This window comes from Streptomyces sp. NPDC002671 (genome assembly GCF_053592475.1).
In genome coordinates this window covers 25,359-42,178 of sequence record NZ_JBSFVU010000037.1, presented here as the reverse complement: position 1 = coordinate 42,178, position 16,820 = coordinate 25,359, and the positions used below count along the sequence as shown (strand labels likewise).

Here is a 16,820-nt window from a genome sequence, read left to right as displayed (position 1 = left end):
AAAGGGCGGCCGGTGCGGAAGACGCACCGGCCGCCCTTCTTCATGCCGCCCTACTGCTGGGGCGGCTGCTGCCCCTGAGGAGGCTGCGGAGGCTGCGGGTGACCCTGCTGCGGCGGGTAGGGCTGACCGGGGGCCTGCGGCGGGTAGGGCTGGCCCGGGGCCGGCGGGGCCGGCGGGGCCGGCGGGTGCGGCTGCTGCGGCTGTGCCGGATAGGGCTGCGGCGGCCCGGTGTACAGCTCCTGGACGGGGACCGGCGCGTACGGCTGGCCCTGCTGAGGCGGATACGGCTGTCCCTGCGGATAGGGCTGACCCGGCATCGGCTGGCCCGGCATCGGCGGGGCGGCCACCGGTGGCGGGTTGCCGTCGCTGGTCCACAGCCCGTGCGACTGCTGGTGCCGTACGAAGTCCTCGGCGACCATGGCCGCGAGGTTGAAGTACGCCTCCCGCACCTTGGGCCGCATCATGTCCAGGTCCACCTCGGCACCGGCGGCCAGGTGCTCGTCGAACGGCACCACGACGACCCCGCGGCAACGGGTCTCGAAGTGCGCCACGATGTCCTCGACCTTGATCGTCTTTCCGGTCTCGCGGACCCCGGAGATCACCGTGATGGAACGGGAGACGAGGTCGGAGTACCCGTGCGCGGACAGCCAGTCCAGCGTCGTACTGGCGCTGCTCGCACCGTCCACCGACGGCGTCGAGATGATGATGAGCTGGTCGGCGAGGTCGAGCACGCCGCGCATGGCGCTGTACAGCAGGCCCGTGCCCGAGTCGGTGAGGATGACCGGGTACTGCCGGCCGAGCACGTCGATGGCGCGCCGGTAGTCCTCGTCGTTGAACGTGGTCGACACGGCCGGGTCCACGTCGTTGGCGATGATCTCCAGACCGGAGGGCGCCTGCGAGGTGAACCGGCGGATGTCCATGTACGAGTTGAGGTACGGGATCGCCTGGACGAGGTCACGGATGGTGGCCCCGGTCTCCCGGCGAACCCGCCGCCCGAGCGTACCGGCGTCCGGGTTCGCGTCGATGGCGAGGATCTTGTCCTGCCGCTCGATGGCGAGAGTGGAGCCGAGGGCGGTGGTGGTGGTCGTCTTGCCGACGCCACCCTTGAGGCTGATCACCGCTATCCGGTAGCAGGAGAGCACCGGCGTGCGGATCAGCTCCAGCTTCCGCTGCCGTTCGGCCTCTTCCTTCTTCCCGCCCAGCTTGAACCGGGACGAGGCGGCGGTAGGCCGGCCGCTCCTCGCCTTCTGCCTCTTGTTGTTGAGCAGCCGGTCCGAGGACAGCTCCACGGCCGCCGTGTAACCCAGCGGCGCGGCACCGGGGTTGGTCGGCTGCCGCTGGTCGTGCTGCATCGGCTGCGGCCATGCGGCACCGGCCCGGGGGTCGACCGGTTGCTGCGGGGCCTGAGGGGCCTGCGGGACGGCGGCGGCGTCGACACCCTGCGGGTTCTGGGGGTTCTGGGGGGCCTGAGGGGCCTGCGGGTTCTGGGGTGCCGGGGCCTGCGGGAAGCCGTATCCGCCGGGCTGGGGCTGGGGGTTGGGCATGCCGGGCTGCGGGAAGCCGTAGCCGCCTTGCGGGGTGGGGCCGTTGGGGGCCGGCTGGGGCGCCGGGGGCTGGGGGAAGCCGTATCCGCTGGGCTGGGGCTGGGGCTGGGGGTTGGGCATGCCGGGCTGCGGGAAGCCGTAGCCGCCTTGCGGGTTCGGGCCGGCCGGGGGCTGCTGCGGTCCCGGAGCGGGGGCACCGGGGACGGGAGTGCCGGGGGCGTACGGCTGACCGGGCTGGCCCGGCTGGTTCCAGGCGGCGGGCGCGGGCTGCGGCGCCTGCGGCTGGAACGGCGGCTGCTGGCCGGGCACGCCGCCGGGACCCTGCGCCTGCGGCTGCGGCTGCGGCTGCGGCTGGGGCTGAGCGGGCATCGGGCCCGGCTGCTGCGGCGCGGGCTGCGCGGGCCACTGGGCCGCCGGGCTGGGGGCGGCGGGCTGGTAGGAGGGCGGCAGCGGGGGCACGCCGGCCTGCGGCGCGGGCGGCGGCGTCCACGCCGGCACCGCGTCCTGGGGCACGGGCGGAGCGGGCTGAGCGGGCGGTACGGCGGCGGCCTGCGGGACGCTGTCCTGGGGCGTGCTGTCCTCGGGCGCGCCGGTCTGCGAGGCGAGGGCCGGGGACTCCGGTACGGCCGACTCGGTGACCTCGGCGGAGTCGTCCTGCGACACCGCCGCCTCCGGAGCCTCGGGAGCCCCGGCCGCGGCGGCGCCATCGGGCTCGCCCTCGCCCTGGTCCTCGCTCGCTTCCTCGGCGTTGTCCTTCTCGGCGTCCTCGACGGTGCCGTCGGCCGATGCGGCGGCCTCGTCGGCCGTGGTGACGTCCTCGGCCTCCTCGGCGCCGTCAGCGCTCTCGGCGTCCGCGTCCGCATGCGCGTCAGCGATCGCCTCGGCGGAAGCCTCGTCCTGCGCCGGGCCCTCGCCCGCCGCGCCCTTCTCCATGGCGGCGGCGCGCTCCGCGATCTCGGCGATCTCACGCTTCAGCGCGACCGCGGAGAACCGCATGGTCGCCCCGCTCTCCAGGTCCCCGTTGCTGGACTCTGCCTCGGCCTCACCCGAAACAGAAGGCACGGAAGGCACGGAAGGCGCAGACGGCGCGGAGTAGGCGGACGGAGCCGGAGCCGGAGTCGGACTCGGAGCCGGAGTCGGAGCCGGAGCCGGAGCCTCCGGCTGGGGCACCGGCTGCTGCAGCTCGAAGCCCTCGGGCAGCTTCGGCATCGGGACCGGGTTCCCGACGGGCGGCGCGGGCGGCGCGGGCGGCGCGGGCGCCACGGGCGGTGCCGGGGGCGCCACGGGCGGTGCCGGGGGCGGCGGGGCGTACGGAGTCCCGGAGGGCGGCGTGCTCTGCTGCTGGGCAACGGGTGCGCCCGGGAACGGCGTCATACCGGAACCGTTCGAGTCGCCCATACCGCCCGCGGGCGTCCCCGGCTCGCCGGACGTGCCGGACGCGTTCTGCGTGTACCAGGCCGGGGGAGCGTAGTCGATGGTGAACTCGCCGGTGGTCTCGACGGCCTCCGCGTCGGGCTGGTCATCGCCGGGTGTGGCCCAGCCCCCGCGCATCCCGTCCCGATCGCTGCTCACAGTTCCTCCTGGTGTGGTCGAGCACCCTCATGCCGTGCCGGGGCGACCATGTCGTGTCGTTCCGAGTCGTCCGTAGTCGTTTCGAGGCAGTCCGCATCCACCGGTCTTCCCCCTGGGACACCGACGCCCGGTCACGGGTTCTGGCATCGCTCCCGATCCCAGCCTAATCATCCGGAGCCGTACCCCGGCAGGCCCGCCCACCTCTCGGCATGCACCCACCGGTCACAGCGCAGGCCGAAGTGCCCTGCACGCCTTCCGTATTGTCGACCGGATCGCCGAAGGAACCGTAAACAAATCGTGGAGCAAATCGGGTGGCAGTGGTGGACAGGCGACGAAACCAGACCTGCCCGACCAGCGAACAAACGGGACGGGAAAGGTCAGTTCAGTCCATCCGGCGCGGCGTGCCCAGCAATCCGGTCTCGGCGTCGGTGGGTTGGGTCAGCACGTACTGCCGGTCACGGTCCGTGCACCACAGCGTGACGCCGTCGGGCAGCGCCGGCAGCGACTCCACCTCGGTCCGGGACAGCCCCATCGTGCGCCCGAGTTCCGCGGCCTCGTCCGGTGAGACCCGCTGGATACCGGTGAGCCGCGACTGTCGCAGCAGCCGGGGCGCGACCGGGCTCAGATACGGCAGCAGGGTCAGCACCGACTGCCACGGCCCCGACACCACCCGGCCGCGCGGCGGACGCATACCGCAGTCCCGCACCACCAGCACGGGCGTACCGGCCGAGGCGCCCTGCGGCGGCACCCGGCCCACGTCGTACACCGAGAGGCCGTTCTGGCCACCGCCCATGGCGTGCACCATCTGCATCCAGGCCTGTGGCCGGCCCGTCTCCACCGCGACCCGGGCGCCCGTGGCCGCCGTACGCAGCGCCAGCACCTGCGCGGTCCACAGGCCGCCGATGAGCACGACGTCGTACGGCGTGGGCCGGTTGATGCCCAGGACGGCCGGCTGACCCTCGGCGTCGACGCCGGCCACCACACCGTCGTCCCCGATGGGCAGGGCGAGCGACTCCAGTTGCGGGACGGGCAGCGAGTGCCGGCCGTGCCGGGGGCCGATCAGCCCCAGCCCGTGCCGCAGCCGCTCCACCGTCCCCCGCAGGCCGGACGCCGCCGGTGCCTGTCCCGGGCCGGCGCCGGGAGCGCCGGGGGCCTGGGGATTCATCGTCGGGATCGTCGTCACCGCGCACCTCCGAGGGGCAGCGTGGCCAGCATGCCGGGCAGTTGCTCACGGTCGAGCCGGGCGAGCCCGGCACCGGCCTGGCGTGCCGCGGCCTCCAACGCCCGCCGGGCGGCCACGAGTTCGTCGTCGCTGCGGCCGGTCACCCGCAGGTGCCCGCACAGCGAGACCTCCTGCCGCTCCCCGTGCGCGAGGGTGAGGCTGAAGGTCGTGGCCAGGGCCGGTATCGCCGTGACCCGGGCGACGAACTGCGGGAGCGACTCGCCCCGTCCGCCGCCCAGTTGGGGCCACCGCCGGACCCAGTACGTCGTATGCCGCCGGTTGTCGCAGCGCCAGCTCCGCCCGGACTCCTCCGTGCGCCGCTCGCGCGTCTCGCTGCGGCCCGCCTCCGCGGTGACCAGCGGGTTGGCGCAGGCCGAGGTGGCGAGCGCGGCGACCAGCTCCTCCTCGTCCAGCACGCGCGCGCGGAAACCGGCGCCGCTCAGCCGGCTCGCCAGATGGTCCGCGGTCCGCACTACACACTTCTGCGCGCCGAGCAGACCGCCCCCGCGCGCGGCCACCGCCTCCGCACACAGCTCGGGGTCGAGCTTCAGCGCGATCCAGGTGATGCGCACCGCCGGGGCGCCCGTCTGCTCCTGCAGCGGCTGGTAGTTGGAGACGGCCACGGACTGCTGGGGCAGATGCAGCGCGGGCGCCGGCTGCGTGTGCAGCACGATCTGCGCCGACTCCAGCCGGATGCCGTCCACCTCCAGCGCGTCGCGCACCAGGCCCAGCGGCAGCGGCTGCCGGCTGCGCTCGGCGCGCAGCGCGGTCGCGTCGGCCTCCACCTGGAGCACGGCCGTGACGAACGTCCCGTCCCCGACGATGCCGACCGGACGCCGGTCGCGGACGCCGTACGAATGGGTGCGCAGGGCCGGCTCGCACTCCACCGCCGGGACCAGGCCGGGCTCCGTGCCCGCCGGTATCGGCGTGCTCGCGGCCCGCTTGCGGCGCGCGCGCAACTCCCGCGCGGTGGAGAGCCACTCCGGCACGGAGCGCCCGCGCCGCGGCACGAAGGCCAGCAGCACCAGCGCCACGGCCACGACACCGGCCGGCACCAGCGCCAGCGTCCCGATGACCCAGCCGACGAGGAGGACGGCGAGCGCCAGCTCCACCAGTACGAGCCGTTGCAAACGGAACGAACCGGCCTGACCCGGCCGGGACCTGAGGCCGGGCGTGACAGCCGGCGACGCCGCGCCGCGCTGCTCCGGCCCTCCGCCGGGCACCGGCGCGGACCCGGCCGTACGACCGCGTGCCGCCGAACGGCCGCGCGCTCGCGTCCGCGTTCCGGAAGCCATCACTCCATCCCCCCGATTTGCTCACAACTCCTGGGAACCAGGCCACTGATCAAGGCCCTTGAGGGCCCAGGTACCCTACCCGCTCCACGAGACTCGCTCTGTACCAGGCATAGTAGGGGCCGGGTCCGACAACGGAGGGCGGGGGAGCGTGGTCCCCGGGCGCGCTCCGCTTGAGACACGGGGAGAAACAGGCACAGATGGCATCTCGGCGGGACCAACTCAACGCCTACACCTTCGCGAAGCGCCGCATGCTCGCGTCGTTCGTGCAGTCGTCACCGGATGCCTCGGACGAGGGGGCGCCGCGACCGCTGCGCGCGATCGTGCCCGGCGCGATCGTCGGCGCGGTCGTTCTCGCGGCCTTCGGGGCCTGGGGCATGTTCAAGCCGACCGCACCCGAGGGCTGGGACGAACCCGGCCAGAAGGTGATCATCGCCAGCAAGTCCACCACTCGCTATGTGGTGTTGACGACGGACCACAAGACCCAGCTCCACCCGGTCCTCAACATGGCGTCCGCCAAGCTCGTCCTCGACACGCAGGGCGGCGGCGGTGTCGACGTCGTCACCGTCGACGAGTCGATCCTCGACAGCGGCAAGATCCCGCACGGGGTCACCATCGGCATCCCGTACGCCCCCGACCGGCTGCCCTCCGACAAGGAGGCGGGCGCCAAGAAGCACTGGGCCGTCTGCGAACGCCCCAGCGGCAGCGGCAGCTCCATCCAGAAGGCCGCGTTCGTCCTGGCCAAGCGCGACCTGGACCGGACCGAGGGCGCCAAGCAGAAGCTGCACGGCGGCGAACTGCTGTACGTCACCACCCCGTCGGACGGCAAGCAGTACGTCGTGGACGCGCAGGGCTGGGCGTACCAGGTGGACGGCACGGACACCCTGCTGCTGCGCACCCTCGTGGGCGACGACCGCCGGCCCCAGAAGGTGACGCAGGCGTGGATGGCGACCCTGCACACGGGCGAGGAGATCAGCTTCCCGACGATCCCCGGCGCCATCGGCGCCCCGGCGAACGCCCCCGGCCAGCTGGACAGCACCGCCAACCGCGTCGGCATGGTGCTCCGGGCGCCGGTCAACGGCCAGGAGCAGTACTACGTGGTGCTGAAGGGCCGCGTCGCACACGTCTCCGACTTCGTCGCACAGCTGCTCCTGGCCAGCCAGGACCTCGTGAAGCTGGGCCAGAACGGGCACCCGCAGGAGGTCAGCTCGGGCGCGATCCAACCGGGGGCACCCTTCGCCACCGACCACAAATGGCCCACCGAAACCCCCAGCGCGGTCAACGAGGCCTCCACGGCCGAGGGCAGCCGCAACACCGTCTGCAACGTCCTGCGCGACGTCGACGGCAAGGACGGCGGTACGACCCTGAGCACCTGGGCGAGCACCGACTTCCCGGCGGTCCTGGCCACCGGTTCCTCCAGCGCGTACGTCACCGCGGGCTCCGGCCAGCTCTACCGCCAGTTCCAGGGCAAGGAGACCAAGGCGGGCCCCGTCTTCCTGGTCACCGACACCGGCCTGCGCTACGCCCTCCAGTCCAACGACGACAGCGCCACCGACGACGCCGGCATCGGCATCACGCCCAAGCAGCGCAAGCAGCTCCAGCAGGAGGCCAAGCTGGCGCAGACCCGCCTCGGCTACGCCGGCGTGGACCCCACCCCGATTCCCGCCGCCTGGTCGGAGTTCTTGCCGACGGGCCCCCGCCTGTCGACGGCGGCGGCCCGCCAGCCGCAGGGCTCGTGAGATGGGGACCCTGACGCGACTGCGATCGCGCTCCACGTATGCGCGGCGCCGTACCGCCCTGTGGGCGGCGGCCCTGGCCACGACGGCCACGACGGCCACCGTGCTCTCGGCGCCGGCGGCGTCCGCGGACTCGGTCTCCGACGAGTGCACGTTCTCCAAGTCGAACCACAAGTACACGGGGACCCCCTGGGCCCTGCAGCGCGTCAACCTCGACGAGCTGTGGACCCAGTCGAAGGGCAAGGACGTGAGGGTCGCGGTAATCGACACGGGCGTAGACACGACGAACCCCCAACTCACGCACGCCGTGTCGTCATCCCTGGGCGCGAACTACCTGCCCGCCAAGGACAGCAAGGGCCAGAAACTCGAGCGCGGCAAGTCCAACGGCACCACGGACACCGTGGGCCACGGCACGCGCGTGGCCGGCATCATCGCCGCCCGCCAGATGACGGGCACCGGCTTCGTGGGCCTGGCCCCCAAGGCCACGATCATCCCGATCAAGCAGAACGACTCCGAGGGCCACGGCACGGCCCTCACGCTGGCCCGCGCCATCCGGCACGCGATCGAGGTCAAGGCCCAGGTCATCAACATCTCGCAGGACACCGCGAACGCCGTGGCCCCTGCGGTCGACCTGCACAACGCGATCAACGAAGCGCTGGCGAAGCAGATCGTCGTCGTCGCCTCGGCGGGCAACGACGGCCTGGGCGGCAACGTGAAGAAGACCTATCCGGCGTCGTACGAAGGCGTCCTGGCCGTAGCTGCCTCGGACCGCAACAACGAGAAGGCGGCCTTCTCCCAGTCGGGCGACTTCGTAGGCGTAGCGGCCCCCGGCGTCGACATGATCTCCACGGTCCCCAAGGGCGGCCACTGCTCGGACAACGGCACGAGCTTCTCCGCGCCGTACGTGGCCGGCGTGGCCGCGCTGATCAGAGCGAAGCACCCCACCTGGACGGCCCGCGAGGTCGTCGCCCAGATCGAGCAGACCGCCGAACGCTCCATCGCCGGCCACGACCGCCTGGTCGGCTGGGGCGTCGTGGACCCGGTCCGCGCCCTCACGGAGGACGACCACCCGATCGAGTCACCCCACCCCGACACAGGCCTCACCCACGCGGAGGCCCCCACCGCCGCCAAACTGACCCTCGGCGAAACCCCCGAGGAACGCAACGCCCGCCTCGCGACGTACGTCGCCATCGGCGCGGGGGTCCTGGTGGCGGGCCTCGGCGGGGGAGCGGTGGCGGTACGGGACGCACGCCGCAGGAAGCTGAGGACGAGCACCGGAGCATGACGAAGATGTCACTGATCGGCTTCGCCGTGGCCGCCGCACTCCTTGTGGCGGCCTGCGTCCCCGACGCGGCCTCGAGGCTGTGACCCAGCGCCGTCAGGATGCTGTTGAGCGGTTCGTTGCCGGTGCCGAGTTGGCCGGAGGGGTTGGGAGCTGCTGGAGTGTGGCTGAGTCCGAGTGAGTGCTGGCATGCATGAGTGTGTGCCGGTGGTTCTGTGTTGCGGCGCGCGAGTGCCTGGAAGGGGACAGAGATTCTTGCGTCGAATGTGTGACCTTTCCGGGCGGTGGTCGTTGGATGCGATGAAAGGATCTTCGGCGCAGGTACGGGGGTGAGGGTTGGGCGGGCTGCGGGAGCTGGCTGCGTCGTTCGTGGTGCCCGGCCCGGCGGGGGTGGCCGTCCGGACCCGGCTGCGTGCGTCGGCGACGGATGCTGCGGTGCTGGCCGAGGTGGGAGCGCTCCTCGGCTCCCTGGCCGCCGCGGATCTCGCGGTGCGGTCCCGGCAGGGCCTGGGCCACGACGCGGGCGCGTGGGCGGCGCGGAAGCGGGCGCTGACGGGGGTCTCGTCGGCCCGCTGGGCGGGCAGCATCACCAAGGCCACGCACGACCAGTGGGCGCTCGCGCGGCGTGGGCAGGCGGTGGAGATGGCCTGGCTGCGCGGGCAGATCACGTCCATTGAGGCCCGCCTCGCCCGGCCGCTGGGCGCCAAGGCCGACAAGCAGGCGGGTCTGCCGCGCGGCTACGGCTCGCGGGCGGAGTGGCATGCCAAGTCCCGGCGCGTGCACGTACTCAAGGACCGGCTGGCCACGGCGGAGGCGGACTGGGCGGCGGGCCGGGTGCACGTGCTGCGCGGCGGCAAACAGCTCGCCCGGCTGCGCCATCACCTGGACCAGGCCGGGCTGGACGAGCGGGCGTGGCGGCAGCGCTGGCAGGCCGCACGGATGTTCCTGGCCGCCGACGGGGAGTCCGGCAAGCGCCTGGGCAACGAGACCATCCGCATCACCACCACTGGGCACATCTCGATCAGGCTCCCCGCCGCCCTGGCCCGTCTCGCCAACGCCCCGCACGGCCGGTACGTGCTGGACGCGGTCGTGGAGTTCAAGCACCGGGCCGGAGAATGGCTGGACCGGATCACCGCCGACCGGGCGGTGGCCTACCGCATCCACCACGACACCGTACGAGGCCGCTGGTATGTGACCGCCTCATGGCAGCGCGCCCCCGTCCCCGTGCTGCCGCTAGAGGCGGCCCTCGCCCGCGGTGTGGTGGCGGTGGACATGAACGACGACCACCTCGCCGCCTGGCACCTGGACGTGCACGGCAACCCCGTCGGCGAACCCCGGCGCTTCTTCTACGACCTGTCCGGCAGCACCCAGCATCGCGACGCCCAGATTCGGCACGCGCTGACCCGGCTGCTGCACCACACCCGCCACAGTGGGGCCGCGGCGATCGCGATCGAGGATCTGGACTTCACCGACGGCACATCCCGGGAGAAGCACGGCCGCAACAAGCGCTTCCGACGGCTGATCTCCCGTTTCCCGACCGCGCGGCTGAAGGCCCGGCTGGTGGCGATGGCCGCCGAGCAGGACATCGCCGTCGTCGCGGTCGACCCCGCCTACACCAGCCGCTGGGGCGCCCAGCACTGGCAACAGCCCCTCACCACGAAGACCCGTAAGACCACTCGCCACGACGCTGCGGCCGTGGCGATCGGACGACGCGCCCTCGGGCACCCGATCCGGCGACGGACGGCACCGCCCCGCAACGACCGGAGTGATCGTTGCGGGCATCGGACCGCCCAGGCCGGACCGGGTGCCCCGGGGCGTGAGGGACCCCGCCCCCGCATTCCCGGACCACGCACCAGATGCGTGCCGCCCGGACGCGGAGCGAAAGCGGGCGACCAGCGTGCCCAACACCGTTCGGAGCACGCGGCTGAGCAGCTGTCCTGGCAACAGGACTCGCTCCCGCTCAGTCTTTAGGAACGGTTGAAGCCGTAGGTGAGTCGTAGTTGCCGTAACGCAGCAGACTGCCGAGTACCTGGTAGCTGTACGGCTTGTTTCATTGCCCCTCTCCCACCCGATGTGCTGGGTACCGAGGCGTCTGAACTCCGCGCCCCAGTTGGCGTAGAGATGTTGGGCAGCCCCGTCTGCGGCCCGCCGAGCCCCTGGCGAACTAACCGTCCGTTCGGCGGAGTTGAAGCGCAACAGCTCGTTGACCTCACGAGGTCCCCCACCACCGTCCGCTGGTAACTGGTTGACGCGCATGTGAGTCGATCGCTGTCCGGCTGCCTGGGCCTTGAGTTGCTCCCGCTCGTCCCATGATGAAAGTTCGGAAGGGGGCTGCATCCGGTGTCTCGAGCAACCTGTGGGTCGAACTGTTCGGCAACGCGGCAACTGCCTGTACAGGGGGAGGTTTTGTGGTTGCAAAGTTCCCATGTTGCCGGGCCGGAGGCGCGGGCCGAACGGGGTGGATGTGAAGCTTCTGCGCAGATGCCTACAAGCTTCTGCCCCGATTGACCCTGTTGTCGGTCTTGAGTGGTCCGGAGTCGGTCAGTTCGGGACGGCATTGCAACTGAACTGTCGCAGAGCTCAGTTGGCCGCGATTTACACAGTGACTACAGTGGTCGACGAAAGATGCGGGGAGCGCGGGTGTGTGCTCCCTGGTCTGTCAAGAGCTGTACAAACGGGGATACGGGGAAGGGATCGCGGTGGGTGACGGTGGCCGCTCGGATCTGAGGCGTGGCGTCGAAGCGCTGTCCAAGTTCAAGGAAGACGTCGACAAGGCCCTGACCAAGTTCGATGAGTCTCCGGGCAGCGCGTCCAAGATCGCGCATCACGCTCTCAGTCGTACCTCGTTCAGTGGTACCCAGATCCCGTTCGGTGAGGCGCACGACCTGCACTCGCAGTACGAACATGTCCACGAGCGCCTCGTGTACCTGTCGAAGACCCTGGGGTTGCATATCGAGGCTCTGACGCTCGCCGCGCACGCGACCGATGCCACGTACGACCTCACTGAGGACGAAGTGAGGCGCCGGTTCTGGAAGATCAAGTCGCAGCTCGACGAGGAGTACCAGAAGGCGACGAACAAGCACGAGCCGAAGGACGAGCAGCCGCGGAAGGACACGAGGAAGCACACTGACCAGAAGTCTGCGGGGGTGAGTACCAAGTGAGCGACAACTGGCAGCAGAAGCCCCAGTACAAGACCGGCCTGAAGCAGGCGAACGCAGAAGCCGTTGCGGCCAACGCGGTCGGCGGCGTCGAGAACTTGCTCAGGGGTACACCGCTCGGCTCGACCCAATTCGATGACACCGATCTCAACGACATGATCGATCTGGTCGAGCACGCCAACCCCGAACATCTGGAGCTGACCGGCAAGGGTCTGTGGGACGCCCGCGACGCCATCAGTACTGCTGCGTCGGACCTGCGCGGGAACATCAGTAAGGTCTTGGCCGAGTGGGAGGGAGAGGGCGCCACACAGTTCCAGACGTGGACCAAGGGCCTCCTCGATTTCGCCAAGGACCTTGAGACCTACGCACACGTGGCCGGCACCGAGATCACCACCGCCGCCTCAGGCCTGGCCTCCGTGCGCAGTTCCATGCCACCCCGGGACACCCGGCCCGCCGACGAGCAGAAGCGGCCCTGGACGTTGCCCAAGGCCAAGCAGGTCGAGAGCAACACGGACTATGTGCTCGCCAAGAAGGTCGAGAAGGATCGTCAGGACGCTATCAATCAGATGGTCCGGTTGGGGTCGTTCTATTCGGTGGCTGCAGGGGGGTTGAGGGCGAACCCTGAGCCGAAGGCGATCGAGGGGATTCCGGATGTGGGGGTGCCCCGGCCGCCATCCTTCTCTGGCGGTGGGCGTAACGCATATGGCTCTGGGGCATCGACACCACGGGCAACGGTTCGAGAAAGCGTGACAGGTGGTCACGGCACGGCAACCGACCCCCACGGCACGGCAACCGACTTCCACGGAACAGCGACCGACCTCGACGGAACAGCGACCAACCCCCACGGCACAGCGACAGGCGGTGTGGTGCCGCCCCTAAAGGAAGTTCACGAGCCCAGCGGGCATCCGGGCATCGATGTCGGTACGGAAATCAACACCGTGAACACATTGCCTCCCCCGGCACACACCACACAGCCTGGCCCCCCTGCGCCCACCCTTCCGACTGTCGGCGGTGGAGGTCAGACGCCTCCGCCGCCCCCCGGGCCAATGGCGCCTCCGATCGCGCCGACCGTCGGACGTTCTCCCGGCTATGGCCCGAGCAACCGCCTGCCCCTGTCCGCGCAGGGCCGAACCGGTCCGACAGGCACAGGAGGCGGGCGAACGCCGCAAGGTCCTGTGGGGCGAGCCACCGCCAGCGGGCGAGTGCCCCAGGAGCCCCTGGGGCAAGCTGCTCGTGCCACTGGACGTGCGACTCCGGCCGGTCAGGCGGCCACAAGAGGGATCACTCAGCAGCCCGGACGATCGCCTGTGGGGCGCAGTGTCACCGGCGGAACGCCAAGGGTGACCAACACGCCAACCGGACGGGCCGGAACAACCGGACCCGTCGGCGCGGCGCGCAGCGGTGTCGTAGGCGGCAAGCCAGTCCCTGGTCGTACGCCTGGAGCGGCGTCCAATACCCGTGTGCCACGCGGTATGGTCGTCGGCTCCGAGGAACCAGTCTCCGCCACGCCGCCGAAGGGCGCTCTTGGGCAGCGAGGGGTTGTCGGGGCGTCCACGGCCAAGACGGAACCTGGTGCGGGCCAGGCGGTGTTGCGCTCGGCAAGCAGTCCCGACGGCGTGATCGGCGCGCGCCGGAACAATGCCGGCTCGACGCTCAAAGACTCCGAGACCAGCGCCGGTGGCTCGGCACTCGGCCGAGATGCGGTCGGCAACCGCCAGAGTCCGAACGGTGAGGCCAGTCGCACCGGTGGGTCTGCCGAGAAGGAACAGTACCGGCCGCCGCAGAAGCAGCGGCGTGATGTGCCACAGCAAGCGACTGAAAACCAGCGAGGACGTACACAGGCATGAAGCCAGGGACCGGCCGACGCGGCAGCAGAACTGCCCTCCTGGCGAGGCGCAATGTGAGACGTCTGGCGGCAGTGTGTTCGGCGCTGGGCACATTGGTCATCGTGTCGACCGGCCTGGCTCCCGGCGCGGCGGCCTCCGATATTCAGTCGAAGCAGTGGTATTTGGACGCCATGGGTGCCGACGAGATATGGAAGTATAGCACCGGTAAAGGGGTGAAGATCGCCGTTATTGACTCGGGGGTGAATCCGGCGACCTCATCGCTCAAAGGTCAGGTGCTGGTCGATGAAGTGCCGAAATCCGTCGCGTACCTTGCTACGAAGGACTACGACGGTCATGGCACTTCCATGGCTGAGGTCATTGCCGGTACAGGTGCGGGCGGCGGCATCAAGGGGCTGGCGCCGGGAGCGAAGATCGTTCCATACCACATCCTGGCGCTTGGGGCGAAGGGCGGAAAAGAGGAGGCGAAAACCGCCTCTTCCGCCGAAGCGATAAGGGCTGCTGCAGACAGTGACGCGAAGATCATCAATATGTCTTTCGGTAGCCCGTACCCCGACTCTGAAGAGGAGGACGCCATCAAGTATGCCGCCTCCAAGGGGAAACTGATGTTTGCCGCAGTTGGTAACGACGGGGACAAAAAGAAACAGGGCAACTATCCGGCCGTCGACCCGTACGTTGTCGGTGTGTCTGCCATCGACAAGTCCGGAACGGTAGGCAAGTTCTCCACGCGCAGCGACTACGTCGACTTCGCGGCGCCGGGCCTCCACATTCCCGGCTGGTGCGACGGCACATTCACCACGTACTGCGACACCTGGGGAACCAGCCCCGCCTCCGCCATCGCCTCCGCCTCCGCCGCCCTGGTCTGGTCGGTGCACCCCGACTGGACGGCCAACCAGGTCCTCCGGACGCTCCTCGACACTGCGGGTCGTTCCTGGCCGAAGGACAAGCCCAGCACGTACCTCGGCTACGGCATCATCCGCCCGCGTCGAGTGCTCATCAACAAGAACATCAATCCGGGCCCGGCCAACAGGGATCCCCTGTACGCCGAGAACGGAACGGACGCGGACGAAGACGTCACGGCCACCCCGAGCCTGTCGGTCGCGCCGTCCGACGGCCAGCCGACCAAGGACATCGGATCCTCCGGCGGTTCCACCTCCGCCGCCGCGAAGGAATCCGGTTCCGGCAGCAACTCCCAGACCTGGGTGATCATCGGCGCCGCAGCAGCTGTACTGGTCATCGGGGGCACCGGTTTCGCCGTGCTGCGGGCACGCCGAAACACCTGAGTGCTTTCCCTAATGCCTGCTCAATCACCGAGTGAGCAGGGGTCCGCTTGCCATCAGTGCTGACGCCTGACTCAGCGCCTGGCAAGGTCAGTTCACAAAGAAAGGCATCGAAATGGCAACAGGGCGCCAGAAGGTAAGTGACAAGGACATTATCCTCCTCGAAAAGGAGCTTCTGCACCGTTTCGAGGGCATCAAGGGCCAGCTGAAGGAACTCCAGGGCATCATCGACAGCCTTGAGGGTCACTGGAAGGGCATCGGTGCCGGCGCGTTCAACGCCAAGCAGACCGAGATCAACGAGCGCATGGTCCGCATCGGCAACATCCTCGCCAAGTTCATCGAGGCGATGACGGCCACCCGCAAGATCAAGGACGGCACGGAAGACGAGGTCCGCGCCCAGGTCCAGTCCATCGACGTGGACTTCGGCGGCGCGCACTCGGCGCTGTCCGGCTACTGATCCCACCCAGGCCACCACTTCTCAGCAACGGAGTAATCATGGGCGTCAACAACAGCGGTGAGCTGGAAGTCTCGTACCACGGTCTCGACCAGACCGCCACGCAGCTCGCCGACCACGCCAAGCGGCTCGAGGAGAGCCTCGAGGCCATCAAGCAGAAGGTCGCCGGTGTGGCCAGCATGTGGGAGGGCGAGGCCCACACCGCGTACACCGAGCAGCAGGCCGCCTGGGACCGCGAGGCCACGGGCATCCACGAGGCCCTGATGGCCATCGGCAAGGTCGTGCACGCGGCCGGCGGTGACTACCTCGGTGGCGACAAGAAGGCCGCCAGCTACTACATGTAAGGCTGACCGGCGGAATGCCGTGGCGGGGTGGGCACGCACGGGAGGTGCCCACCTCCAGTCTTGCCCGTACAGCCGACTGAACAGCGACCGATGAATCAGGATAGGGACACGAGCACGTGCACGCCACGGGTGGCGCCGCAGCCGTAGACGCCGGTGAGGGGAACGGCAGACCCGCCAAGTCACGCCGCGTGGGCCCGTACACCCTCATCACCGCGTTCGACGATCCCCGCAGCAAGATCTCCGTCCCCGAGCGGCGCTACATCGCCCGCAGCGTCGACGGCGTACACACCGTCCTGCTCTCCCTCCCGCACCTCGGCTCCGATCCCCAGCATCCCCAGCGCTTCCTGGCGGAAGCCGAAGCCTCGCGCTACCTCCTCGGCCCCTGCGCGGCCCCCGCCACCGCGGTCGCCTCCTCGGCGGAGCCCGCTGCCTGGTACTCCCATCCCTATGTGCCCGTCCTGCCGCTGCCGACGGCCCTCGCCGTACACGGCGGCCCGCTGCCCGAGCGGACCGTACGCGCGCTCGGTGTCGCCCTCGCCGAAACCCTGGCGATCGTGCACGGACAGGGGCTGACCTTCGCTGGAGTGTCCCCAGCGGCCGTCCTGCTCGCCGGCGACGGGCCGCGTCTCACTTGCTTCGGAGCCGTACGCGCAGCCGCGCCCGACGGCACGTCCCGTTCCGGCCTGCCGGGGCTGGAGGCAGGCAGTCTGCCGCCGGAACAGGCATCTGGCGGGCGCCCGCGCCCCCTTGGGGACGTGTACGCCCTCGGGGCCACGCTCGCCTACGCGGCGACCGGCCATACGACACCTGAACGGGACGAACTTCCCGCCGTTTTCCGCGCGGTCATCGCCCGGTGCCTCTCGGGCGATCCAAGCACCCGCCCTCAACTGGTCGAGCTGATCGACGCCCTGTCCGACGACAGCGGGACGAAGAACCCCTCCGCCTCCCTCCTCAGCCCTGGCTGGCTTCCCGGTCGCGTCATCGCCGCCCTTGCCCATCAGTCGGCGGCCGTCCTGACGGCAGAGATCCCCGTCGCATCCGCGCTCGCCGCCGCTCCCGCCCATCCCTCCCGCAGCCAGAACTGACGACGGC

General features: G+C 70.4%; 12 protein-coding genes. 9 read left to right on the top strand and 3 right to left on the bottom strand.

Features of this window, described 5'->3' with window-relative positions; genetic code table 11:
- Positions 1-50: 50 nt before the first annotated feature.
- The 3 genes from ACWD35_RS37350 to eccE form a co-directional block, all read right to left on the bottom strand.
- Positions 51-3,116, bottom strand: coding sequence for an SCO5717 family growth-regulating ATPase (locus tag ACWD35_RS37350; RefSeq protein WP_451355821.1), 3,066 nt, complete (start codon positions 3,114-3,116; stop codon positions 51-53).
- 382 nt (positions 3,117-3,498) lie between these two features.
- A complete protein-coding gene (locus tag ACWD35_RS37345; RefSeq protein WP_451355820.1) occupies positions 3,499-4,281 on the bottom strand; it encodes a hypothetical protein in 783 nt (260 codons plus the stop codon).
- Between the two features lie 14 nt (positions 4,282-4,295).
- Complete coding sequence (gene eccE / locus ACWD35_RS37340; protein WP_451355819.1) at positions 4,296-5,633, bottom strand: type VII secretion protein EccE; 1,338 nt, start codon at positions 5,631-5,633, stop codon at positions 4,296-4,298.
- Positions 5,634-5,830: 197 nt separating this feature from the next.
- Here eccE and eccB point away from each other — a divergent pair, with 197 nt between their 5' ends.
- The 9 genes from eccB (at position 5,831) to ACWD35_RS37295 (ending at position 16,813) form a co-directional block, all read left to right on the top strand.
- Positions 5,831-7,369 carry a type VII secretion protein EccB gene (eccB, locus tag ACWD35_RS37335; RefSeq protein ID WP_451355818.1) on the top strand — a complete coding sequence of 513 codons (1,539 nt, stop codon included), beginning with the start codon at positions 5,831-5,833 and terminating at the stop codon, positions 7,367-7,369.
- A 1-nt stretch (position 7,370) separates the two neighbouring features.
- A complete protein-coding gene (gene mycP / locus ACWD35_RS37330; RefSeq protein ID WP_451355817.1) occupies positions 7,371-8,651 on the top strand; it encodes a type VII secretion-associated serine protease mycosin in 1,281 nt (426 codons plus the stop codon).
- Between the two features lie 333 nt (positions 8,652-8,984).
- On the top strand, positions 8,985-10,619 hold the full coding sequence (locus ACWD35_RS37325; protein ID WP_451355816.1) for an IS200/IS605 family accessory protein TnpB-related protein: 1,635 nt from the start codon (positions 8,985-8,987) through the stop codon (positions 10,617-10,619).
- Positions 10,620-11,347: 728 nt separating this feature from the next.
- Positions 11,348-11,809: a hypothetical protein gene (locus tag ACWD35_RS37320; RefSeq protein WP_451355815.1), complete on the top strand. Its 462-nt coding sequence runs from the start codon at positions 11,348-11,350 to the stop codon at positions 11,807-11,809.
- Positions 11,806-13,653, top strand: coding sequence for a hypothetical protein (locus ACWD35_RS37315; RefSeq protein WP_451355814.1), 1,848 nt, complete (start codon positions 11,806-11,808; stop codon positions 13,651-13,653). Before ACWD35_RS37320 ends, ACWD35_RS37315 begins: the two co-directional genes overlap by 4 nt.
- A gap of 170 nt (positions 13,654-13,823) precedes the next feature.
- Positions 13,824-14,933: a S8 family serine peptidase gene (locus tag ACWD35_RS37310; RefSeq protein WP_451355838.1), complete on the top strand. Its 1,110-nt coding sequence runs from the start codon at positions 13,824-13,826 to the stop codon at positions 14,931-14,933.
- A gap of 112 nt (positions 14,934-15,045) precedes the next feature.
- Positions 15,046-15,387 carry a WXG100 family type VII secretion target gene (locus ACWD35_RS37305; protein WP_451355813.1) on the top strand — a complete coding sequence of 114 codons (342 nt, stop codon included), beginning with the start codon at positions 15,046-15,048 and terminating at the stop codon, positions 15,385-15,387.
- A gap of 38 nt (positions 15,388-15,425) precedes the next feature.
- Complete coding sequence (locus tag ACWD35_RS37300; RefSeq protein ID WP_451355812.1) at positions 15,426-15,728, top strand: WXG100 family type VII secretion target; 303 nt, start codon at positions 15,426-15,428, stop codon at positions 15,726-15,728.
- A gap of 116 nt (positions 15,729-15,844) precedes the next feature.
- Entirely contained in the window at positions 15,845-16,813 is a 969-nt protein-coding gene (locus ACWD35_RS37295; protein ID WP_451355811.1) for a serine/threonine protein kinase, read from the top strand.
- Positions 16,814-16,820 lie beyond the last annotated feature (7 nt).